Origin of the sequence: Marinobacter sp. 3-2, assembly GCF_003751355.1 — a bacterium.
GTDB lineage: Bacteria > Pseudomonadota > Gammaproteobacteria > Pseudomonadales > Oleiphilaceae > Marinobacter > Marinobacter adhaerens.
Genome location: NZ_RJUQ01000013.1, coordinates 62,874 through 84,517 on the forward strand (window position 1 = coordinate 62,874; position 21,644 = coordinate 84,517).

The 21,644-nt window shown below is 57.0% G+C and carries 22 protein-coding genes; 17 read left to right on the forward strand and 5 right to left on the reverse strand.

The annotated features are described in order from the left end of the window. Window positions 1–65 precede the first annotated feature (65 nt). The 5 genes from EDB94_RS07700 to EDB94_RS07720 all read left to right on the forward strand — a co-directional run bounded on the left by EDB94_RS07700 (window position 66) and on the right by EDB94_RS07720 (window position 4,290). Window positions 66–872: a substrate-binding domain-containing protein gene (locus EDB94_RS07700; RefSeq protein WP_108018004.1), complete on the forward strand. Its 807-nt coding sequence runs from the start codon at window positions 66–68 to the stop codon at window positions 870–872. A gap of 186 nt (window positions 873–1,058) precedes the next feature. Further along, on the forward strand, window positions 1,059–1,928 hold the full coding sequence (fdhD, locus tag EDB94_RS07705) for a formate dehydrogenase accessory sulfurtransferase FdhD (protein WP_108018005.1): 870 nt from the start codon (window positions 1,059–1,061) through the stop codon (window positions 1,926–1,928). 12 nt (window positions 1,929–1,940) lie between these two features. After that, the gene (gene mobA, locus EDB94_RS07710) at window positions 1,941–2,528 is read left to right on the forward strand and encodes a molybdenum cofactor guanylyltransferase MobA (RefSeq protein WP_108018006.1); all 588 of its coding nucleotides are present in this window, start codon (window positions 1,941–1,943) and stop codon (window positions 2,526–2,528) included. Further along, window positions 2,525–3,016 (forward strand): molybdopterin-guanine dinucleotide biosynthesis protein B, encoded by a 492-nt coding sequence (gene mobB, locus EDB94_RS07715; RefSeq protein ID WP_108018007.1) that lies wholly within the window; start codon window positions 2,525–2,527, stop codon window positions 3,014–3,016. The genes mobA and mobB overlap by 4 nt, the downstream gene beginning before the upstream one ends. A gap of 26 nt (window positions 3,017–3,042) precedes the next feature. Beyond that, entirely contained in the window at window positions 3,043–4,290 is a 1,248-nt protein-coding gene (locus tag EDB94_RS07720) for a molybdopterin-binding protein (protein ID WP_108018008.1), read from the forward strand. On the opposite strand, the gene EDB94_RS07725 is transcribed toward EDB94_RS07720, so the two are convergent. The 4 genes from EDB94_RS07725 to EDB94_RS07740 are packed head-to-tail and all read right to left on the reverse strand — an operon-like array spanning window position 4,291 to window position 8,310. After that, the gene (locus EDB94_RS07725) at window positions 4,291–4,767 is read right to left on the reverse strand and encodes a DUF6505 family protein (RefSeq protein WP_014579234.1); all 477 of its coding nucleotides are present in this window, start codon (window positions 4,765–4,767) and stop codon (window positions 4,291–4,293) included. Beyond that, on the reverse strand, window positions 4,764–5,468 hold the full coding sequence (locus tag EDB94_RS07730; RefSeq protein ID WP_108018009.1) for a biotin/lipoate--protein ligase family protein: 705 nt from the start codon (window positions 5,466–5,468) through the stop codon (window positions 4,764–4,766). The genes EDB94_RS07725 and EDB94_RS07730 overlap by 4 nt, the downstream gene beginning before the upstream one ends. Then, a complete protein-coding gene (locus EDB94_RS07735; protein WP_108018010.1) occupies window positions 5,465–6,313 on the reverse strand; it encodes an Mrp/NBP35 family ATP-binding protein in 849 nt (282 codons plus the stop codon). The genes EDB94_RS07730 and EDB94_RS07735 overlap by 4 nt, the downstream gene beginning before the upstream one ends. 17 nt (window positions 6,314–6,330) lie before the next feature. After that, a complete protein-coding gene (locus EDB94_RS07740; protein ID WP_108018011.1) occupies window positions 6,331–8,310 on the reverse strand; it encodes a 4Fe-4S binding protein in 1,980 nt (659 codons plus the stop codon). Between the two features lie 143 nt (window positions 8,311–8,453). On the opposite strand from EDB94_RS07740, the gene EDB94_RS07745 reads away from it, so the two are divergent. The 11 genes from EDB94_RS07745 to EDB94_RS07790 all read left to right on the forward strand — a co-directional run bounded on the left by EDB94_RS07745 (window position 8,454) and on the right by EDB94_RS07790 (window position 18,715). Then, on the forward strand, window positions 8,454–9,032 hold the full coding sequence (locus EDB94_RS07745; protein ID WP_181259020.1) for a DUF3305 domain-containing protein: 579 nt from the start codon (window positions 8,454–8,456) through the stop codon (window positions 9,030–9,032). Next, entirely contained in the window at window positions 9,032–9,658 is a 627-nt protein-coding gene (locus EDB94_RS07750; protein WP_108018013.1) for a DUF3306 domain-containing protein, read from the forward strand. The genes EDB94_RS07745 and EDB94_RS07750 overlap by 1 nt, the downstream gene beginning before the upstream one ends. Before the next feature lie 109 nt (window positions 9,659–9,767). Beyond that, a complete protein-coding gene (locus EDB94_RS07755) occupies window positions 9,768–10,379 on the forward strand; it encodes a molecular chaperone (RefSeq protein WP_008177286.1) in 612 nt (203 codons plus the stop codon). Window positions 10,380–10,420: 41 nt separating this feature from the next. After that, entirely contained in the window at window positions 10,421–10,612 is a 192-nt protein-coding gene (locus tag EDB94_RS07760) for a twin-arginine translocation signal domain-containing protein (RefSeq protein ID WP_081449860.1), read from the forward strand. Window positions 10,613–10,702: 90 nt separating this feature from the next. Continuing rightward, on the forward strand, window positions 10,703–13,588 hold the full coding sequence (locus tag EDB94_RS07765) for a formate dehydrogenase subunit alpha (RefSeq protein ID WP_014579228.1): 2,886 nt from the start codon (window positions 10,703–10,705) through the stop codon (window positions 13,586–13,588). A 15-nt stretch (window positions 13,589–13,603) separates the two neighbouring features. Then, window positions 13,604–14,212, forward strand: coding sequence for a formate dehydrogenase FDH3 subunit beta (gene fdh3B, locus EDB94_RS07770; protein WP_041645983.1), 609 nt, complete (start codon window positions 13,604–13,606; stop codon window positions 14,210–14,212). 87 nt (window positions 14,213–14,299) lie between these two features. Next, the gene (locus EDB94_RS07775) at window positions 14,300–15,472 is read left to right on the forward strand and encodes a formate dehydrogenase subunit gamma (protein ID WP_108018014.1); all 1,173 of its coding nucleotides are present in this window, start codon (window positions 14,300–14,302) and stop codon (window positions 15,470–15,472) included. Next, window positions 15,469–15,594, forward strand: a complete 126-nt coding sequence (locus EDB94_RS20875) for a hypothetical protein (RefSeq protein ID WP_260312582.1) — start codon at window positions 15,469–15,471, stop codon at window positions 15,592–15,594. The genes EDB94_RS07775 and EDB94_RS20875 overlap by 4 nt, the downstream gene beginning before the upstream one ends. Continuing rightward, window positions 15,587–15,826 carry a sulfurtransferase TusA family protein gene (locus EDB94_RS07780; RefSeq protein ID WP_088558325.1) on the forward strand — a complete coding sequence of 80 codons (240 nt, stop codon included), beginning with the start codon at window positions 15,587–15,589 and terminating at the stop codon, window positions 15,824–15,826. Before EDB94_RS20875 ends, EDB94_RS07780 begins: the two co-directional genes overlap by 8 nt. A 107-nt stretch (window positions 15,827–15,933) precedes the next feature. Then, window positions 15,934–18,369, forward strand: a complete 2,436-nt coding sequence (locus tag EDB94_RS07785; RefSeq protein ID WP_108018015.1) for an EAL domain-containing protein — start codon at window positions 15,934–15,936, stop codon at window positions 18,367–18,369. Between the two features lie 94 nt (window positions 18,370–18,463). Beyond that, on the forward strand, window positions 18,464–18,715 hold the full coding sequence (locus EDB94_RS07790; RefSeq protein ID WP_062782992.1) for a hypothetical protein: 252 nt from the start codon (window positions 18,464–18,466) through the stop codon (window positions 18,713–18,715). Here the strand turns inward: EDB94_RS07790 and EDB94_RS07795 are convergent. Next, on the reverse strand, window positions 18,712–19,266 hold the full coding sequence (locus tag EDB94_RS07795; RefSeq protein WP_260312538.1) for a hypothetical protein: 555 nt from the start codon (window positions 19,264–19,266) through the stop codon (window positions 18,712–18,714). The two genes, EDB94_RS07790 and EDB94_RS07795, sit on opposite strands and share 4 nt — an antisense overlap. Before the next feature lie 333 nt (window positions 19,267–19,599). On the opposite strand from EDB94_RS07795, the gene EDB94_RS07800 reads away from it, so the two are divergent. Then, a complete protein-coding gene (locus tag EDB94_RS07800; protein ID WP_108018017.1) occupies window positions 19,600–21,525 on the forward strand; it encodes a methyl-accepting chemotaxis protein in 1,926 nt (641 codons plus the stop codon). Window positions 21,526–21,644 lie beyond the last annotated feature (119 nt).

A 21,644-nucleotide genomic window follows, 5' to 3' on the forward strand; every position in this document is an offset into this window, starting at 1 on the left:
ACAAATCGAAAACGCATCAAGTCATTGCTCACTCGATGGATGAAACCCAAAATGGAGATAACAAGATGAAAAAGACCCTTAACCTGGTTCTTGCAGCCGTCACTACCATGGGCCTGGCCTTCAGCGCCCATGCCGAAGATTACATAACGCTGGCCTCGACAACCTCAACCGAGAACTCGGGCCTGTTTGATTCGATCCTGCCAAAGTTCGAGGACGCCACTGGCATCGAAGTGCGCGTTGTCGCCGTTGGTACCGGCCAGGCCTTCGAAATCGCTCGCCGTGGTGATGCCGACAGCCTTCTGGTACACGACACCGCAGGCGAGAAACGTTTTGTGGAGAACGGCTACGCCACAGAGCGGGCCGACGTGATGTACAACGACTTCGTGTTGATTGGCCCTGCCGATGATCCGGCCAACATCAGCGCAGCGAAGACCGCCGCTGAAGCGCTGTCTGCCATTGCCGAAGCAGAGGCACCGTTTGCCTCTCGTGGTGACGACAGTGGCACCAACCGTGCAGAACTTCGCCTGTGGGAAAGTGCCGGTGTTGAACCGGGCGGCAGCTGGTATCGCGAACTGGGTAGCGGCATGGGGCCCACCCTCAACACTGCCGCCGCCATGGATGCCTATGTGATGTCAGACCGCGCAACCTGGGTCGCATTTGAAAACCGCCAGAACCTGAAGCTGCTCTTCGAAGGTGACAAAGTGCTGTTCAACCAGTACGGCAGCCTGCTGCTTTCTGAAGAGAAGCACCCGCATCTCAAGCATGAGATGGCCGCAAAATGGCATAACTGGCTGCTGTCCGACGATGGACAGAAGGCAATTGCCGACTTCAAGGTAGACGGGCAGCAACTGTTCTTCCCGAACGCCCAGTAGGACAAATCGGGCAAAGTTCTAAGGCCCCCGGCCTGACCCGGTTTTACGCCAATAAAAAACCCCGGCCATGCCGGGGTTTTTTATTGGCTGAAAGCAGCTGTTTTTCCCGAATGCCAAATAAGCTAATCTCTGCCAATCTCCGTACAACTTCCATTCTGCGGCATTCATGAAACGGCTATAACAAAAATGACGATTAATCCCATACTTCCCGATCCCACGGATCCCCGGCTTTCCCGGCCGGTAGAAGGCGTTGACGAAAACGGCGAGGCCAAATCGATCAGCGTGATCGAAGAGCGCCCACTGACCATCTACCTGAACAGCCAGGAGATCGTCACGGCGATGACCATTGGCGATCACCCCGAGTACCTGGCCCTCGGCTTCCTGCTCAACCAGGGCATGCTGAAAGAGACCGATGAGGTCACCGGGATCGATTTTGATGAGGAACTTGAGGTTGCCGTGGTTCGAACCTCCAGCGTTACTGACGTTGAGGACAAGCTGGAAAAGAAAACCCGCACCTCCGGATGCGCGGTGGGCACGGTCTTTGGCGACATGATGGCCGGACTGGAAGGGCTATCTTTGCCAGACACTCCGGTACACACCAGCACCTTTTACGACCTTTCCTACCAGATCAACCACACACCCAGCCTGTACATGGAGACCGGCGCCATCCACGGCACCGCGCTGTGCCAGGGCCAGAAGATCCTGGCCTACATGGAGGATGTCGGTCGCCACAATGCCGTGGACAAGATTGCCGGCTGGATGCACCTGAACAATATTTCTTCGGCCGATAAAGTGCTGTACACCACCGGGCGACTCACCTCGGAAATGGTGATCAAGACATCGCTCATGGGCATTCCCACTCTGATCAGCCGCTCCGGCTTTACCGCCTGGGGCGTCGATATTGCCCGGCAAGTCGGGCTGACCCTGATCGGACGGATGCGAGGCAAGAAATTCACCTGTCTGAGCGGCCAACACCGCCTGGTGTTCGATCAGGACCTCTCGCAGGTTCCCGATGAAGACAAAAAGCTGCGTCGAAAAGGGGCTCAGCATGATTGACGGAGGCACGGCGTGACCGATTGCGCAGTCATCCTGGCCGGCGGCCAGGCAAACCGGATGGGCGGCGGCGACAAAGGCCGGCTTATGCTCGGCGACCAGTCATTGATCCAGCGGGTTATTGAGCGAATCACTCCGCAGGTTGACGCGGTGGTACTGAATGCCAACGGCGATATACATCGGTTTGACGATCTGGGTTTGCCAGTGGTCGCAGACTCCATCGAGGGCTTCCCCGGCCCGCTGGCCGGTGTTCTCGCCGGCATGGACTGGGCGGCCGAGCAGGGCCATGACTGGCTGATCAGCGTTGCCGCGGACACCCCCTCCTTTCCCCGGGACCTGGCCGAAAGACTGGCCGGACATGATACCCCGGTGGTACTGGCAGCCACGCCGGACCCGGAGCGGGGCCGACTGCCACAACCAACTTTTGGTCGCTGGCAGGTATCCTTGCGCCACAACCTTCGGGCGGCCCTGAACGATGGGGTTCGCAAGATCCGCCAGTGGACTCAGTCCCAGGGCGAAACCCTGGTGGTGTTCAACGAGGGCGACTTTTTCAACATCAATACGCCGGAAGATCTGGCCTGGGCGGAGCAGAACCTGAAGTGAACGTCATCGGCATTGTAGGTTGGAAAAACTCCGGAAAGACCACCCTGGCCTCGGCCCTGATTCGTGAGCTGTCCAGTCGGGGGTTAACGGTCAATTCGATCAAGCACGCCCACCACATGGTGGATGTGGACCAACCCGGAACAGACAGCTACAAGCATCGTGACGCCGGCGCCCGGGAGGTCATCCTCGCTGGTGGCCAGCGCTTCGCCATCATGCACGAACTCCGGGGAGCGGCGGAGCCGACGCTGGATGAATTGCTGGCACGACTGAGCCCCTGTGACTGGGTCGTGGTGGAGGGATTCAAAACCCACACCCACGCCAAGATCGAAGTGCATCGACGAGAGGGTTCGAGGTCACCGCTGTTCAACGAGGACCCGAGCATTATTGCTGTGGCGTCGGACTACGCTGCCGAATTCTCGGGCCCCGTTTTCGACATCAACGACATTCCCGCCATCGCTGATTTTATTCTGAACCGCAAGCAAGCCTGAGCGGCACAACCAGGAGCCGAAGATCCATGAAACCGCTTCGCAACGACTGCTTTGCCCTGCCCCCCGGCGTCAACTGGACGCCGGTCGAAGAGGCCCTTGAGCGTTTGCGTTCACGGTTGCACCCTGTGGTGGAGACTGAACACGCCGTTCCCCTGTCCCGGGTAAACGGCCGTATCCTGGCAAGCGACGTCTACGCTCCCCGGGCGCACCCACCAAGCAACAACTCGGCGGTTGACGGCTATGCACTGGCGGGCCCAGTAACGGATGTTCCCTGCACACTGCCTCTGGTCGATGGTCGCAGTGCCGCCGGCGAGCCTTTCAAAGGCCAGGTTCCCGCAGGACATGCGATCCGGATTCTCACCGGCGCAGTCATTCCATCCGGGACAGACACGGTGGTCCTCGAAGAAGACTGCGAAGTCCGGGATGGCCAGCTGTATCTGAACGGTACTCTGAAAGCGGGCGCCAATGCCCGCAAAGCCGGTGAAGACATCCAGGCCCAGGATCGAATCCTGATCGCAGGAACTCGCCTGACGCCGACGCAGATTTCCGTACTCGCCAGCGTTGGGGTGGAGTCGGTCGACGTCTACCAGAAGCTGCGGGTTGGCGTTCTGTCCACCGGCGATGAGGTAAAACCGGTGGGCGCCCCGGTCACTGATTGGCAGATCTACGATGCCAACCGGCCGATGCTCAGCGCCCTGGTCTCGCAACTGGGCTACGAGCTGGTGGACCTTGGCCATGCACTCGATCGGGCTGACGAGGTCAAATCGGCGCTGGAAACAGGGGCGCAAGAGTGCGATCTGATCCTCACCAGCGGCGGCGTATCGGCCGGGGACGAAGATCACGTGTCGAAAACCCTGAAAGCCCACGGCGACATCAGCAATTGGCGCATTGCCATCAAACCTGGCCGCCCCCTGGCCCTCGCCATGTTCCAGGGCACGCCCGTGGTGGGCCTGCCGGGCAATCCGGTCGCCGCCTGGGTCTGTGCCCTGCGTTTTGGTGCCCCTGCAATGGCATTACTTGCAGGCGGTGAATGGTTCGAACCCCAGGCCTACGTGATGCCGGCGAATTTTTCGAAAAACAAAAAGCCCGGGCGCAGCGAGATGCTGCGGGCACGGGTTCGGGATGGGCAGGTAGAGGTGTTCGGTTCGGAAGGCTCCGGCCGGGTGACCGGCCTGGCCTGGTCCGAGGGGCTGGTGGAACTGGATGAAAGTGCCCAGCAGATTGAGCCGGGCACTCCCGTGCGGTTTATTCCATACGGCAGCTTCGGTCTGTAGTCAGTCGACGCTGCCGTGAACCGCAAAGGCTTCCAGTGAGGCATCCTGAGGCCCCCGGGAACGGTAGGTTTCCTCGACACCCAGCTCGGTCAGCGTGCGGCTGACCATCAACAGGGTGTTGTCCTCGAAGTCCTCGCACATGCTGCGCATCTGGTCGATTTCCTCACAGGCAACCGGGTAGGCCGCGTCGATATCCGGCGCGCCGTAATGGTCAACAAAGGTCTGCGCGAGAGTCCGGCGAACATGCTCCAGTTCCGGTTCGGTAATGTTGCAGACCCCCACGAAACTGGCGCGCCCGCCTGATTCAATGCTGTACCAGCCGTTACTGAACGCCTGACGGGCTTTGCCTTTCAGGTCTCCCTCGGTCCAGTTGGAAAACTCGAAGCCACCGGAGATCGCCCACTCACCGCTGGGTGCAGGCTTTTCAAATACGTTTTCGTCGGAAATATCCAACTGAAGGGTTCGGGCCAGTTTCATACGTGCTCCGCGAATTCGATCAAACTCAGCGTCTCGGTCATGACATCCTGACGCAACAGCATCCGGCCTTTTTCATCCAGGCCAACGAAGGTGCCTGGTCTGGGCCGTTCAATCCTTTTGCCCAAGGTGTCGCACCTTGGCCGCCACTCGTTGTGTACCCGCTCAAAGCCGCTGTCCAAAAAGTAGGTCAGCCACAGCAACGTGTGCTTGGACCAGCTTTCCAGCAGGGCCATGGGTGTGATTTCGATGCAGCCTTCTTCATACAGACAGGTCTCATCCGGATTTTCTCCCGGCTGGTCCGTCTTCGGAATAAACGGCACCTCAATTCCAATCACCAGCCAGTTGGGGTAGGCATTGGGATCAGACACATCCGATGCGAAACGAACACTGCCACAGAGCGCACCGTTTACCTTGATGCGATCAGGCCACTCAAAGTACACCGGCACTTCGGGCGGGGCCAGCGCGCCCAGACTCTCTGCAAGGCCGATCTGGGCCACATAGACTGCCTGAATCGCCTCTTCAAGCGGTGTTTCGGGCGCCAGGACCAGGGCTGCGCGCAGGGTGTCGTCTTGCTCGGAGTAGAACACCGTGCCGGAATCGACACCCGCGATGGCCCGGCTGACGGCTTTATCAAACGGGTCCATGTGTCTGGGCACCACTTCTCCCGTAAGTAACGGTGGGAACTGGGGTGATTCGATCATTGGATGGCCCGGGCGTAGACGTCAGAGGCGACAATTTCATCGGCGATGCGCTGGAAAGCCTGGGCCTGGGGGCTGTCAGGCTTCGAGACCACAATCGGAACACCGCCGTCCGATCCCAACCGGATATCGAGATCCAGGGGAATTTCTCCGAGGAAAGGCGAGCCCAGCTTCTCCGCCTCGGCTCGTGCGCCGCCGTGCCCAAACGGATGGTGTTCCTTGCCACAGCCATCGCAAATAAACGACGCCATATTTTCGATCAGCCCGAACAGCGGAACGTCCATTCGCTTGAACATATCAATGCCCTTGCGAGCATCCATCAGGGCGATGTCCTGCGGTGTCGAGACAATGACCGCTCCCGCCACGAAGAACTTCTGGCTCAGGGTCATCTGGACATCACCGGTTCCCGGCGGAAGATCCACCAGCAGCACGTCCAGCCGGCCCCATTCAACCTGGTTCATCATCTGCTGCAAGGCGCCCATCAGCATCGGCCCGCGCCAGACGATAGCTTCGTCCTCCGGTGCCATCAGGCCCAGGGACATCAGCGTTACGCCGTGATTTCTCAGCGGCAGGATGGTGCTTCCATCCGGGCTGGACGGACGACCAGAAACCCCCAGCATGCGGGGCTGGCTCGGGCCATAGACGTCAGCGTCCAGCAAGCCGACCTTCAGCCCTTTCGAGGCCAGGGCCACCGCCAGGTTGGACGACACGGTCGATTTACCAACGCCGCCCTTGCCCGACGCAATGGCAATAATGCGATCCACGCCCCTCGGGTTCTTGTCCTGAGGCCTTGGAGCGTCAGTACCGATCAGATTCGGCTTTTTTCCTACTTCGGTGTACTCAACCATGGTGTGTCCTGTTGTTTTTAGCTGTCCAGATAGTCATCACTGGTGCGGACCCTCGGGCGCTCGCCGCCTGCCATGGGCGCTGTGCTGCCATGGAACTGGGCCTTGACCCGACAGTCATCGCACATCTTGATGAGCTGCACGTTATCAGAGTTCTTGTACATCCAGTGCTGGTTTTCCAGCTTCTCGACGATGCGGTTAATCGTGCTGGCTACGCCAAACGGGGTGCCACACTTGATGCATTCGAAGGGCTCTTCACCGTGCAACGCCCGGGCACTGAGCGCCGCCTTGGACACATCAAGCTGGGGCTTCAGGGTGATGGCGGTTTCCGGGCAGGTACTCTCGCAGATACCACACTGGACGCAGGCGTTTTCCGTGAACTGCACCTCGGGCCGATCCGGATGGTCACCAAGGGCACCGGTCGGGCATAGTGATACACAGGCAAGGCAGAGGGTGCATTTATCGGAATCAATTTCGATGGCACCATAAGGCGCGCCTTTGGGCAACGGAATCGGCTCTTCAATTTTCTCCGACATGGCGGCCACTGTCACCCGGGTGATATCGCGGCGACCGCCCACCAGCAGCACAGGGTCGCTCACGCGACCGGCATTGTCCCCGGCGTCGCAAAGCTCGATGGCGGAAATAACCCTGATCCGGCTCGGCGAGTTGTGGGTACCCTTGAGCATGGCCTGGGCCAGCTCAACTTCTGCGGTCACTGCACGGCGATCCAGCTCGTTGTCCGCAAGGATGAGAACCTCGGCGTAGCCGGCACCAAACGCCGCCATGATTTCAGCGTGGCCGATCCGGTCGACATGCTCCAGCCCCATCGGGATCAGATCATCCGCGAGACCATTATCGTAGCGGGCCAGGTTGGCAATGGCCTCTGTGCCAGCTTCCAGGGTATGGAAGACCAGGCGGGGCGATTCGTGGGTATGCTCGCGGTAGACTTTGGCCATCACTTCCACAGCCTTGGTGATCGCCTCGAACGGCGTCTCATTCATGGTCACTGCAGAGGTGGGACAGACGGCAGCGCAGGAGCCGCAACCGGCACAGATATCCGAATCAATCTGGATGTGATCCCCGAAGGAAAAAATAGCCTCTGTCGGGCAGACATCCAGGCACCGTGTACAACCAGGCTTGTTGGCCCGGGAGTGCGCGCACAGAGACTCTTCGAGCCTGAAATAGACGGTTTTCTCGAATTCACCCACCATTTCCCTTGCCGTCAGGGCAATGCGCTCCAGCTCGCCGGACTTTCCCGGATCGGCCCAGAAGTAGCCGTTGCGCTTCTCGTGGCTCGGAAATGCCGGGGCGCCGCCCCGCAGATCGATAAACACATCGCATTCGCTGCGGGCGGTGGGCTTGGCCGCCTCGTAACCCAGTTCACCGCGACCGGCCGGGTGCAAGGGTTGCAGGTGGGCAAATTCCAGCTTGAAATTGCCAAGTGCACCGTAGGCTCCCGTCAGCTGGCCCTTGGCCACGTCGTAAGCGGCAGATGGCAGCTGGATGGGGCCGGCATCATTAACAATGCAGGTAACACCCAGTTCGTCCTGCACCAGTCCGGCCATCCGGATCGCCTTCTCGGTAGGACCGACGATGCAGCACACGCCGTTGGACTGAATGGTTTTAGCCGGCGCCATGGGCGGCGGCAATTGGGCGGCGGCAATCAGGGCTGCCTGCTTCGCATGCAGGCGCTCGGGCTTCGCGTCGGGGGCGCTCCAGCCAGCACGATCCCTGATATCAATGGATTGGAGTGGCGCGGCGTGTTGGATCTCGGCGTGAACGTCCTCCGCAAGGCGCTCGAACAAGGCGGCCTGCTGGCCACAGGCAATCAGGACATCATTGCTGGCGCCCAGATGCTCGGCGGCAACACTCAGTTCCTTGCCGCACAGTTGATCAACTGCAATCGCCTGCTCAGCGCCTGCGGCTTTGCGCAAAGCCTCTGAATCGAAGGTCTGTGATTTGTCGCAGCTGCATAGTAATAAAGTCTTATGTGCCGTCATCAGGAAATTGACTCTTTCGTTGTTTTTATACGTATACGCTTACGTATCGCTTTTCGAGCATGCCACAGGCATTATCTTTTGGACAATTGGATAATCTTTTGTGCCCTGCTAGTTTTACGCTATAACAAAAAATGAGAAGCACCATGAGTAGTCGTACAGAACAGTGGAAACGCGAGCTGAGGGTTGGCGCTGTCGTTCGTCGATCCCCGGGCGTCACTCGCTGGGTAAAAGAAATCTGGAAGCCGGTTGCCGTCATACCTGGTGCACCTGATGCATTCTGGAAAGAATTGGTTCGCGAGGAAGACGTGGTCGATTACCACGCGAGCACCGTTACGATGGAGCTTTTTCGGGCCGACGTCGAAGGCTATCTGGTCTCACTGAACATGGCCGTTCCATCCGTATGGATCATCATGGATAAAGATGTAACGAGCCAGTCGCCCTCCGGATGGGTCGTGAGCACTATTACCGCCAGCGCCCATGAAGCACTGGACGCCCTTGATAGTGGCGAAAGCATTGTTGAGGCCGTTCCCATTCCCGAATCAATGGCGGCGTGGATCAAGGAATTTATCGACATGCACTACATCGAGGAGCCGTTCAAGAAACGTCGCCGCGATGAAGTTCGCGTTGATGGCGCCGAGGATGCCAAGGGCGACCCGCGCATTCGCCAGGAAAGCGACGTTTACCGTGCCCCTGCGAACATCAAAAAGCCGAGAATTCAGTAATGGCCGAATCAAGACTCCAGCGTTGGGCTCGCAAGAAGGCCGAAGCCGCCAAGCGCCCGGAACCATCCCCTCCTCCGGTTATCGAGACTGAGCCAGCCCCGGAGGAGCAGGAACTGGCAATCAATGAAGCATTGCCGGAACACGAGCTGCTAGAGAAGTATGGCCTGCCTGACCCGGAAAACATTGAACTGGGTACAGACATCACCGGTTTCATGCGCAAGGAAATTCCGGAGTTCCTCCGCCGCAAGGCCCTGAGGGGACTATGGAAATCCAACCCGGTGCTGGCCGTTCTGGACGGCCTCAATGATTACGATGAGGACTATACACTGGCCTCGACGGCCGGACAGACAGTGAAAACTTTATACAAGGTTGGAGAGGGGCTCGTCGACAAAGCCAAAAAAGCCGCGGACGTCGTGGACGATCAGTCGGAAAAGCAGGCAGTCTCATCGTTGGCAGGGCCTGATTCCACAACCGCCGAGGAACCGGATTCTGAGGACAGTCCCGAACTGGAAGATATGGCAACGCCGACGGAACTTCCCGAGCAGCAGCTTGCCCAAGAAGAGGCGACCTACTCGGAAGAGGAGCCGGAACCACGATTCCGTCCTCGTATGCGTTTTGACTATTAGCAGAATACGTTTCAGCTATTAGCAAATTAAAGGTCTGTCAGGCCACTATTCTGGTTTGTGTACTAGAATAGCGTGACAGGCCGCACATAATAATTAGAAGGAACAGGAATTGAGTAACACTGCGGAAATCCAGTGCCCGCGTTCGATCTCTGAAGAAGATCGTGCCAGGGCCCAGATCTATCAGCTGCTTGGCGTCCTGCTTGTAGACCCGCCCTCCAGTGAATTGCTGAAAGGGCTGGCTTCATTACAAGGCGACGAGACACCCCTCGGTTCGGCCTGCAAAAACCTGGCAGCCCTCGCCGAACGCACCAACCCGTATGACGCCGAGCGAGAGTTCAACAATCTGTTTGTCGGACTCGGTCGCGGAGAACTGCTCCCCTATGCCAGCTACTACCTCACTGGCTTCCTGAATGAGAAGCCCCTGGCGGAGCTACGTACGGATCTCATGACCCGCGGTATCAAATCCCGCAGCGACGTAAAGGAGCCGGAAGATCACATCGGCACCCTCTGCGAAATCATGGCGGGCATCATCACCGGGGAATTTCCATGCGACAGCGGACTGCCGTCGCAAAAAGCATTTTTTGATGCCCACCTGGCAAAGTGGGCAGCCTTGTTTTTTACCGACTTGGAAGAAGCGCAAAGCGCCATTTTTTACGCACCAGTGGGTTCGCTCGGTCGAGCCTTCATGGCGGTAGAAGCCGACGCCTTTGCAATTCAGTAACCGGGATCTCAAGGTCCCATAAACCCAGGGGGAGGTGTCCAATGGACAACCCGAAGCGTGAAAACAGCCGTCGCCGTTTCTTGCAAATGGCTGCAGCAGCAGCTCCAGCTGCCGTTGCAATGACGGTTGCACCGAACGCCGCAGCCGAGGTCGTCAGAACAGACGTTCCGAAAAGCCGCGGTTTACGTGATACCGAACACACACGTAAGTATTTCGAATCGGCTCGCTTTTAACGGGGATTTGAGTTGATCGAGGTTGCGAAAGGCCCTTGAGAGACTCGGCTTTCCGAAAAAACGAGAATAATAAAGAGAGAGGTAAACGACATGTTAAGGAAGAAGACCAACGGGGTAGCGAAAGGCTCCCGTGCAGGCTCTTTGCTTTCTTCTCTCGCTGCCAAGACTCTGGACCGTCGTCAGTTCCTGACAACGTCTGGCGTGGCAGTGGGTGGTCTGGCGGCACTGTCGCTGACATCGGGACGGGTTGAAGCTGCGGCTCCGGCAACCGGTGGCGGAGAAGTGGTCGTCAAGAAATCGGTTTGTACGCACTGTTCGGTTGGCTGCACCGTAGAAGCCGAAGTTCAGAACGGCGTGTGGACTGGCCAGGAACCAGGCTGGGACAGCCCCTTCAATCTGGGTGCTCACTGCGCCAAAGGCGCTTCCGTACGGGAGCATGCCCACGGCGAGCGTCGTCTCAAGTCGCCCATGAAAATGGTCAACGGCCAGTGGCAGAAGATTTCCTGGGATACCGCCATCAACGAAATCGGCGACAAGATGCTCGAAATTCGTGAGCAAAGCGGTCCCGATTCGGTCTACTGGCTGGGCAGCGCAAAGTTCAACAACGAGCAGGCCTACCTGTTCCGTAAGTTTGCGGCCTACTGGGGCACCAACAACGTGGACCACCAGGCTCGTATCTGCCACTCCACGACCGTAGCCGGCGTAGCCAATACCTGGGGCTACGGGGCAATGACCAACTCCTACAACGACATCCACAAGTCCAAGGCGATCTTCATTATCGGGGGCAACCCCGCCGAAGCGCACCCGGTGTCGCTGCTCCACGTGCTGAAGGCGAAGGAAGAGAACAACGCCCCGCTGATCGTGTGCGACCCGCGTTTCACCCGCACAGCGGCCCATGCCGACGAGTTTGTACGTTTCCGCCCCGGCTCCGACGTAGCGCTGGTGTGGGGTATTCTCTGGCACATCTTCGAAAATGGCTGGGAAGACAAAGAATTCATCCGTACCCGTGTGTACGGTATGGAAGACATTCGCGAGGAAGTGAAGCGCTGGAATCCCGAGGAAGTTGAGCGTGTAACCGGCGCCCCCGGAGCACAGCTTGAGCGTGTGGCCCGCACTCTGGCCAACAACCGCCCCGGCACAGTTATCTGGTGTATGGGTGGTACCCAGCACACCAACGGTAACAACAACACCCGCGCCTACTGTGTGCTCCAGCTGGCCCTTGGCAACATGGGCGTCGCAGGTGGTGGCACCAACATCTTCCGTGGCCACGACAACGTTCAGGGCGCAACGGACCTCGGCGTACTCGCTGACACCCTGCCCGGCTACTACGGTCTTTCAGCAGGCTCCTGGGCTCACTGGGCCCGTGTCTGGGAAGAGGACCTGGACTACCTCAAAGGCCGCTTTGCCGTCTGGGATAAAGATGGCAAATCCCGGGCCATGATGAACGAGAAGGGCATTCCGGTTTCCCGCTGGATTGACGGTGTTCTGGAAGCCAAGGAAAACCTTGAGCAGCCAGACAACACCCGGGCCATGGTTCTGTGGGGCCACGCGCCCAACTCCCAGACCCGGATGACAGAAATGAAGGAAGCCATGGAGAAACTCGACCTGCTGGTTGTAGTGGATCCCTTCCCGACCGTTTCTGCCGTACTCCACGATCGCAAGGAAGGCGCCTACCTTCTGCCCACGACCACCCAGTTCGAGACCTACGGCTCGGTAACCGCGTCGAACCGTTCTCTGCAGTGGCGTGAAAAAGTGGTAGAGCCGCTGTTCGACTCCAAGGTCGATCATGAAATCATGAAACTGTTTGCGGACAAGTTCGGCTTCACCGATCGCATGTTCCGCAACATCGCCATTGATGGCAATGAGCCGTCGATTGAAGACATCACCCGCGAGTTCAACCGCGGCATGTGGACCATCGGCTATACCGGCCAGTCGCCGGAGCGACTCAAGAAACACATGAAGTACCAGCACCACTTCGACAAGACCACCCTGCGAGCGACCGGTGGACCTTGCGATGGTGACTTCTACGGTATGCCGTGGCCGTGCTGGGGCACCCCGGAGATGAACCACCCGGGCACCGCCAACCTGTACGACATGTCGTTGCCGGTTTCCGAAGGCGGCCTGACATTCCGGGCTCGCTTTGGTGTTGAACATAACGGCCAGAACATTCTGGCGGACGGTGTTTACTCCAAGAATTCGGAAATCAAGGACGGCTATCCCGAGTTCACCATGCAGATGCTGATGGACCTGGGCTGGGATGGTGACCTGACGGCTGAGGAGCGAGCCAGCATTGAAGCTGTCGCCGGCGCCTCAACCAACTGGAAGACAGACCTGTCTGGTGGTATCCAGCGCGTAGCCATCAAACACGAATGTGCGCCCTTCGGCAACGCCAAGGCACGCGCCATTGTCTGGAACTTCCCGGATCCGGTGCCGCTGCATCGTGAGCCTTTGTACACCACACGTCGCGACCTGGTAGCGGATTATCCGACCTACGAGGACAAGACGTTCTGGCGGGTGCCGACCTTGTACGAGTCAATCCAGAAGAACGACTTCAGCAAGGAGTTCCCGATCATCCTTACCTCCGGCCGTCTGGTCGAATACGAGGGTGGCGGTGACGAAACCCGTTCAAACCCCTGGCTGGCAGAACTGCAGCAGGACATGTTCATCGAGATCAACCCACGCGACGCCAACAATCTGAATGTTCGCGACGGCAACGACGTCTGGGTGTCCGGTCCGGAAGGGTCGAAGATCAAGGTGAAGGCCATGGTGACAGAGCGTGTTGGCGAGGGTGTGGCGTTCATGCCATTCCACTTCGGCGGGCACTATCAGGGCAAGGACCTGCGGGACAAGTATCCCAAGGGCGCCGACCCCATCGTTCTGGGCGAATCCACCAACACAGTTCAAACATACGGGTATGACTCGGTCACTCAGATGCAAGAGACCAAAGCCACCCTATGTTCGATTATGCCGGCATAACAAGAGGTGTAGACCATGGCACTTGAAGGACAAGCAAGAGCAAAATTCCTTTGCGACGCCGAGCGCTGCATCGAATGTAATGCATGCGTAACGGCCTGTAAGAATGAGCACGAGGTCCCCTGGGGCATCAACCGTCGCCGAGTGGTAACCATCGAAGATGGCAAGCCAGGAGAGCGTTCGATTTCGGTAGCCTGCATGCACTGTTCAGACGCCCCCTGTATGGCCGTCTGCCCGGTGGATTGCTTCTACCAGACCGAAGACGGTGTGGTACTGCACTCCAAGGACCTTTGTATCGGTTGTGGCTATTGCTTCTACGCTTGCCCGTTCGGTGCGCCCCAGTTCCCGCAAGCGGGCAACTTTGGCAGCCGCGGCAAGATGGACAAATGCACGTTCTGTGCAGGTGGCCCGGAAGAAGACAACTCCACAGTTGAATTCCAGAAATACGGTCGTAACCGTATTGCTGAGGGTAAACTGCCGATCTGTGCGGAAATGTGCTCGACCAAAGCCCTGTTGGCCGGTGACGGCAACGAGGTGGCGGACATCTATCGCCAGCGTGTTGTGAATCGTGGTTTCGGTTCCGGCGCCTGGGGATGGGGCACTGCCTACGAGAAGAAAGGTGCATAAACTGGCCTGACTCATGCGGGGCCCTTCGGGGCCCCGACGTCGGTCAAGACGACAATTTCTTCTTGTTCATTCCGCTGGAGTGCTCTAATGAAAACAAAACTTTTTAGTGCCGCCCTCCTCGTGTTGGCGACACTTCTGTTCAACCCTGTGTGGGCACAAGAGTCCCCTACGGTTGACCGGACCGCGACCGGGGGGGCCCAAACCCTCGAGGACATCATGCGCCGCCAGCAACAGCTGGAGATGGATGATTCGTTTCGGTCTGAAAACCTCGGCAACCCTGAAAACGCAGCACCTACCACTGCGCCTCTGGGCACAAATGGCGGGCGCTCGGATGCCGATGTCTGGCGTTCAATCCGTTATAACGAGATCGATCCCCGAATTCAGTCCCCTGGCCCTGCCAACGAGGTAATGATTCAGGACGCAGGCATGCCCTGGTATCAACTGCGCGAAGGTCCGATCATCACGTACGGTGGGGGCGCCATACTCGGCTTCCTTGCGTTGCTGGTTGTCTTCTATTTCGTTCGCGGCAAGATCATGATTGATGGAGGCCCTGCGGGCACAACAATTCAGCGGTTCAAAGCCATCGAGCGATTCGGACACTGGTTGCTGGCAGGCTCTTTCATCGCACTCGGCATCACAGGCCTGTTAACGCTGATGGGGCGTAGCTTCCTGATTCCGGTGATCGGCCACGACGCCTTTGCAACCATCGCTGCCGGCTCCAAGTGGGTCCACAACAACATCGCTTGGTCTTTCATGCTGGGACTGGTGATGACGTTCGTAATGTGGATAGCCCACAACATTCCCAACAAGCTGGACTGGCAATGGCTCAAAGCGGGCGGGGGCATCTTTACCAAAGGGCATCCGTCGGCGAAGAAATTCAACGCTGGCCAGAAGATCATTTTCTGGACCGTGATGGTGTTGGGCGCCTCCGTTTCCCTGTCCGGGCTATCGCTGCTGTTCCCGTTCCACATGCCGATGTTTGCCGACACCTTCGGTATCATCAACAGCATCATCGGAACCAGCTTCCCGACTGAGCTCACGCCACACGAAGAGATGCAATACGCCAACATCTGGCACTCGATTGTAGCGTTTGTGATGATGCTGGCCATCATTGCCCACATCTACATCGGTTCTGTTGGTATGGAGGGCGCGTTCGACGCCATGGGCAACGGCCAGGTGGACCTGGAATGGGCCCGCCAGCACCACGACCTGTGGGTCGCTGAGGTTGAAGCCAAACAAGGCAAAGGAGGTTCGTCGTGAAAGTCATGATTTCCGCTTTTGTCGCAGCTCTGCTGATTGCTACAGCTGCACCGATGGTGCTTAACCAGTTTGGTTGGTCCTCGGCAGCGCAAACCAGCTCTGAGAGCGTTCGCCTTGACTGATCAGTCCGGGGTATACCAGATCGACGCTGTCGGTCTGGTATGTCCTCTCCCCATCCTGCGCTTCAAAAAACGGACCAAAGACCTGCCCAGCGGAACACTCGTCGATTTCCTGGCAGATGATCCCACCGGCCGAAAGGACCTTCAGGCCCTCTGTGATATCACCGGCCACCGGATTGAATGGACCAGAGAGGAAGACGCTGGCGTCACCCGTTACCGTATTTCCCTGGCATAAAACTGCAACTGAACGTTCAATCTTTCCCTGCGCTTCACCACGCCCTCTTGGAAAATCAGACGCCAACAGCCTATCTTTAATTAGGCTCTCTAATAATTGGCATTCCGATGAGTTCAGACCCACTCTTTTCCACGCCAGGCGAGGAAAACGCCCTTTACCTGGAGCTTACCGATGGCATCCCCGGGGCAATCTTTCAGTATATTCTCCATCCTGACGGCACCGACCAGTTGAGTTACATCAGCCGGGGGTGTGTTGATCTGTGGGAGATTGAAGCGGCAGAACTGAAACGGGATCCAGGCCCACTATGGGAAATGATTCTGCCTGAGGATGTCGAGGGACTGGCCCGGTCGATTCGTGGCTCTGCGGAAACCATGACCTTCTGGAGACACGAGTGGCGGATCAAGCCAGCATCCGGCGTTGTGAAATGGCTGAGTGGTACCGGCACTCCCAAACAGCGTGAAAATGGAGACATATGCTGGAATAGCGTGATCATCGATGTAACACGCGAACGTCAGACCCAGGAAGCATTGGACAGTTTCTTCGATCAGCGCATGACGATGAACGCGATGGTCGACTTCGAAGGCAAGTTCGTGCGGGTCAATGGACTTTGGGAAACAAAGCTGGGCTATCGTCGCGACGAACTGGAAGGAGAGGTTTTCATCGAGTTTGTCCATCCGGAGGACCGTGAGAAAACCCTGAGCGAAGCCGGCAGAGTGATAGAAAACAGCGAAGGGTCATCGGAGTTTGAAAACCGGTATCGGCACAAAGACGGCTCCTACCGCTGGCTGTCCTGGTCATCAGTGACATCCCCCGAGGCGGGGTTGATCTATGCAGTTGCTATTGATGTGACAGAGGCGCGCATCGCTGATGACAAGCTGCGTCAAGCGGCGACGGTGTTCCAGAGCACGGTTGAAGGCGTGATGATCAGCGATCTGGATAACAGGATCATTGAGGTTAATGACGCCTTTTCCCAGATTACGGGCTATACGGAAGAGGAGGCAATCGGCAAAACGCCAGACCTTCTCGATTCGGGAAAACACGATCCAAGCTTCTTCAATGCCATTTGGCAAAGTGTTCGGGAAAACGGGCACTGGCGTGGTGAAATCTGGAGCCGCAGGAAAGACGGAAGTGTCTTCCCGGAACTAGTGACCATCAGTACTATTCTCAACAAAGACGAGCCGGTCGGCTATGTGACGGTATTTTCGGACATTTCTACACTGAAAGCCCATCAGGAAAAGCTGGATTATCTGGCTCACCACGATCCCCTGACGGGCCTGCCAAACCGCCTCCTTTTCAATTCCCGATTGCAACAGAGCATCCGTCTGTCGGAACGAACCGGTCGTTCTATAGCGGTCTTGTTCATCGATATTGATCGATTCAAGAACATCAACGACAGCATGGGCCATCCCACGGGGGACGAACTGCTGAAGCACGTAGCTGCTCGCCTGAGGGAGCAGCTACGTGCTTCCGACACGGCGGCACGCCTTGGAGGTGATGAGTTCGTCGTTCTTCTGGAAGACATTGAAGGCGCGGAACATGCCGGACAGGTCGCCGACACTCTGATGAAAGCGTTTAAAGAGACGTTCGCCATGGACGGTGTCGAGATCGGGGTAACCGTGAGCATGGGAATCAGCCTCTTCCCACAGGACTCCAATGATGCGGCAGAACTGTTGGCTGACGCCGATGCAGCGATGTATCAGGCCAAAGAGAACGGCAGAAACACCTATGCATTCTATTCGAGCGAATCGACCGCCCGGGCACTGGAGTACGTGTTCTTCGAGAATGCGCTCAGGAGGGCTGTTTCTGACAATCAACTCTTCCTTGAGTATCAGCCCCAGTTTGATCTGGAGCCTGGAAAACTCACCGGTATGGAAGCACTGATACGCTGGCAGCATCCAGACAAGGGACTGATTACACCGGATCGCTTCATACCGATCGCCGAGCAAAATGGCACCATAAGAAACATTGGACAGTGGGTGCTCCAAACCGCCTGCCACCAGGGTAAAGCCTGGCTGGATGCCGGCCTGGACATAGGACGCATCTCTATCAATGTCGCTGCATCGCAGTTTCACGATGAGAACTTTCTTGCCGAGGTATTAGCGATTGTGGACGAATCCGGATTGCCTCCAGAGCATCTGGAACTGGAGTTAACCGAGAGCTCGTTCATGCACCAACCCGAAAGGGCCATACCGAAGCTTCACGCACTCAGAGAGAGAAACATCACCATCGCCATTGACGACTTCGGTACCGGCTTTTCCTCCCTGAGCTACCTGAAAAGACTGCCCATCGACAAATTGAAAATAGACCGGTCTTTCGTGATGGATTTGCCGGATGACGAAGAAGACAAAGCCATTGTGCGTGCGATTATTGGTTTGGGAAAAACCCTCAAACTGAAAACGATTGCCGAGGGTGTTGAAACCGAGGCTCAGGTGGCGTTTTTCAAGCAGGCAAAATGTGATGCCCAGGGCTTTTACTTCAGTCGCCCCCTTGGTACGGACGCGATGGACGCGTTTCTTCGTTCGCCGCAGACAACCACGTTGTAAACAAACAGGATCGAGACCTGCGTCAGATCCATAGCAAGCAAACCACCGTAACCCTACCCTCATCTCTATTTAATACAGACGAAAAGGCCAAACAATGAGCGACGACAGTCGACCGGTAATGCTGACTGCCCGGCAAATAAGATTCCTGCAGGACCTGATCCTCGAAAAGCAGTACCAGCTTGCCGCCCAGCAGTCAGAGAATCAGCAGAGCACTGATTACAGTCAACTCAGCGAGCAAATGAGCCACACAACAGATCTGTTGATGCAGCTGACCGACGCATTGCCGGAAGATTGCGCAATTCCCCTCCAGGAAACTCCGGAAATCCCGGCGAGCACCTGCCCCTAGTGACCACCTAGTGGATGCTTGCGGGCTTCCAGGTTACCCAGCGACATTTTCACGTCTCGCTCCGACAGTTCTGGAAGATCGTCAAAATTCGAAATCTGCGGGAATTTCGAATCGATCACAGTCGCCAGCGTATCGTCGATACACAGGGTGTCTGCCACGGCCTGATGACAACCGGGCATCAGGATTGCCCTGACCTCGCCGATCTCTCTTGTCCCCGTCTCAACGTCGCCAGAGCGACTGGCGCTTATCACGGTGAGGGGCGCGCCCCAATCCACGGCGCTGCCATCAACAGGTTTCGCTTCAATACGCTCACAGGCTGTCAGGGTTGCTTCAAGCAACGTGCGGAAATTCGCGGATTCAGCCAGCCGTTCGGCCTTTTCACGGGCACTGCGTTCTTCGTCAGGCACCAATAATATGTAGGGCGTATTATCAACGAAGACACCCCAGTAGTCGGCTGCACTGGCTTCGGGTTTCGGGTAATAAACCCCGGCGGTCAGGGTCGAGTGCTTTTTCCTTCGAGCCAGGAAAGCGCCCTTTTTTTCACAATCCAATTCTTTGCCTCGGTCTTTTCCGGTTTTCACTTCTTGCACGCGTCGTCCAGGAATGCCCATTGAACGATGAGCTCGAGCTCCATCGATGGATCATTTCGTGGACGCCGAAATATGGTGATTGCAAGAAGGTTTTACAAACCCGCAGCCAGGCCTGTGCCTCCGGAGCGACATTTCTGCTCTCTTGGCAGCACATACGCGTCGTAATTTCTGGAATCATTCACGAATGACGAAATAATGATTAACGAAGCACCGATCCTGGCCGATATAAAAAAAGATCGCAGTGGTTTGCGTGCTCCAATACTCCGTCCGGCTTATAGATTCTGGGGAATCAGAATGTCTATCAGAAAACTGTTCATCGTCTCGATTGCCGTTGTTCTGCTGGTCATCGCATTGCTCGCAAGCATTGTGATCGCTTTGAACACGCAGAAAACGATCACGGCAGACGTCGCTGAAAGGCAGAGTGATCTTGTCGAGGAGATCACCGGAATGCTCTCCATCACCGACGAGCTCATGTCAAAACGGGTGAAGAATTCTCTGAATCTGCTGATTGAGCGTGGTCAGCAAATGGGAACCGCCAGGGTTCAGGGAACGGAACCCGTCGCAGGCAAATCGGCGCCAGCACTGTTTCTGGGCGACACCATGATCAACAACAATTTTGATCTGGTGGACGGGATTACCCAGGTCATGGACGGCACAGCCACACTCTTCGTTCGCGACGGGCAGGACTTCGTGAGGGTTTCCACGAACGTCAAGAAAGATGATGGATCCCGTGCCATCGGTACCAAGCTGAATATGGCGGGCGCCGCCGGGCAGGCCATCAGCCGGGGCGAAGCTTACTTCGGGCAGGTCGATATCCTCGGCAACCCCTACCTCACCGCGTACAGCCCGATCCGTAACGCCTCAAACCAGATTATCGGCATCTGGTATGTGGGCTATTCAGCGGACCTTGAAGAACTTGAAGCGGCCATCACCTCATCCAGCCTCTTGGACAGGGGGTTTCTCGCCCTGGTGGACGACAAGGGTCGACTCCGCATGCACTCCAACTCAATTGAGCCCGATCCACTGCAAAACCTGCTGGAAACCGAGCCGGACGGTTGGAACCTTGAACGCACTGCGTTTGATCCCTGGGGGTACCAGATTGTAACCGGCTATTCAGAAGACGAAGTGGCAGCCATGGTTCGCAATCAGACTATCAAGACGATCATTGCAATTCTGATCGGCGGACTGGTGCTGATCGGCTGCCTGAGTGCCCTCGCACAATTGGTTGTAGCCCGGCCTCTTCAAAGAATGATCAACGCCATCAACGACATTGCCAGTGGAGAGGGCGACCTCACTGTGCGGTTCAATGCAACGGGCAAGAGCGAACTGGATGTCATGGCCCAGGGCTTCGACCGCTTGCTTGATCGGTTACAAACCACGATTTCAGACACCAAAGGCTCGTCGGAAAGCCTGCTTGAGGCCTCGTCGAGTCTCAGGGGCATTGCATCGGACTCCGCAACCGTCGTCTCGCAACAAACCGAGGAGACAGAGCAGGTTGCAACCGCCATGAATGAAATGACAGCAACCGCTCAAACCGTTGCCGAAAGCGCATCCAGGGCCGAAAACATTGCAAAAGAGGCGGATGGCCTGGCCGAAAGTGGCCAGTCGCTCATTGCAAAAACCACCGCAAAAATACAGAGCCAGCTCGAAAACAACCAGAGCTCCGTGCAAACCAGCGCTTCACTGCGAGCAGCATCGGATAACATCGGTAATATTCTTTCCGTCATCGAAAACATTTCAGAACAGACCAACCTTCTGGCCCTGAACGCAGCGATTGAGGCAGCCCGAGCCGGGGAGCACGGCAGAGGTTTTGCTGTGGTCTCCGACGAAGTCAGGAACCTGGCCCGTCGAACCCAGGAATCAATCAAGGAGATCCAGGACCAGATCAATCACCTACAGGAAGGCGTTGCCGGTGTAACAAACGTTATTGAGGTTGGCAGCCAGCTGGCTACTGAAACCAACGACATGATCCGCGAAACCGGTAACGCGATCGACGCACTGCGCGAGAGCGTTCGAACCATTCGGGATACCAACATTGAAATGGCCAGCGCCGCCGAGCAGCAAAGCCAGGTTTCTGAGGACATCAACCAGCGCCTTGAGCACATTCGGCAAATGGCTGGCAGCAGCCAGGAGAACGCCGCATCAACCAATGAAGCGGCAGAAACATTGAAACAACTCGCTGAAAAACTGAAGTCTCAATTGGACTCTTACAGGACCTGACCCAGTTTCCATACCCGGCAATCATTCTTTAATAACGAACGAAACGATCAGATATATATATTTTTGTTCACAGCGAAAGCCTCGGATACTACGCGTACTAAATACTCCTGATTCCGAGG

Excerpts from the sequence above, each read along its gene's own strand:
- EDB94_RS07775 (WP_108018014.1), top strand. The coding sequence starts at position 14,300 with ATGAAAACAAAACTTTTTAGTGCCGCCCTCCTCGTGTTGGCGACACTT.
- EDB94_RS07735 (WP_108018010.1), bottom strand. The coding sequence starts at position 6,313 with ATGGTTGAGTACACCGAAGTAGGAAAAAAGCCGAATCTGATCGGTACT.
- EDB94_RS07720 (WP_108018008.1), top strand. The coding sequence starts at position 3,043 with ATGAAACCGCTTCGCAACGACTGCTTTGCCCTGCCCCCCGGCGTCAAC.
- EDB94_RS07750 (WP_108018013.1), top strand. The coding sequence starts at position 9,032 with ATGGCCGAATCAAGACTCCAGCGTTGGGCTCGCAAGAAGGCCGAAGCC.
- EDB94_RS07745 (WP_181259020.1), top strand. The coding sequence starts at position 8,454 with ATGAGTAGTCGTACAGAACAGTGGAAACGCGAGCTGAGGGTTGGCGCT.
- EDB94_RS07760 (WP_081449860.1), top strand. The coding sequence starts at position 10,421 with ATGGACAACCCGAAGCGTGAAAACAGCCGTCGCCGTTTCTTGCAAATG.
- EDB94_RS07800 (WP_108018017.1), top strand. The coding sequence starts at position 19,600 with ATGTCTATCAGAAAACTGTTCATCGTCTCGATTGCCGTTGTTCTGCTG.
- fdhD (WP_108018005.1), top strand. The coding sequence starts at position 1,059 with ATGACGATTAATCCCATACTTCCCGATCCCACGGATCCCCGGCTTTCC.
- fdh3B (WP_041645983.1), top strand. The coding sequence starts at position 13,604 with ATGGCACTTGAAGGACAAGCAAGAGCAAAATTCCTTTGCGACGCCGAG.
- EDB94_RS07725 (WP_014579234.1), bottom strand. The coding sequence starts at position 4,767 with ATGAAACTGGCCCGAACCCTTCAGTTGGATATTTCCGACGAAAACGTA.
- EDB94_RS07765 (WP_014579228.1), top strand. The coding sequence starts at position 10,703 with ATGTTAAGGAAGAAGACCAACGGGGTAGCGAAAGGCTCCCGTGCAGGC.
- EDB94_RS07790 (WP_062782992.1), top strand. The coding sequence starts at position 18,464 with ATGAGCGACGACAGTCGACCGGTAATGCTGACTGCCCGGCAAATAAGA.
- EDB94_RS07740 (WP_108018011.1), bottom strand. The coding sequence starts at position 8,310 with ATGACGGCACATAAGACTTTATTACTATGCAGCTGCGACAAATCACAG.
- EDB94_RS07785 (WP_108018015.1), top strand. The coding sequence starts at position 15,934 with ATGAGTTCAGACCCACTCTTTTCCACGCCAGGCGAGGAAAACGCCCTT.
- EDB94_RS07730 (WP_108018009.1), bottom strand. The coding sequence starts at position 5,468 with ATGATCGAATCACCCCAGTTCCCACCGTTACTTACGGGAGAAGTGGTG.
- EDB94_RS07700 (WP_108018004.1), top strand. The coding sequence starts at position 66 with ATGAAAAAGACCCTTAACCTGGTTCTTGCAGCCGTCACTACCATGGGC.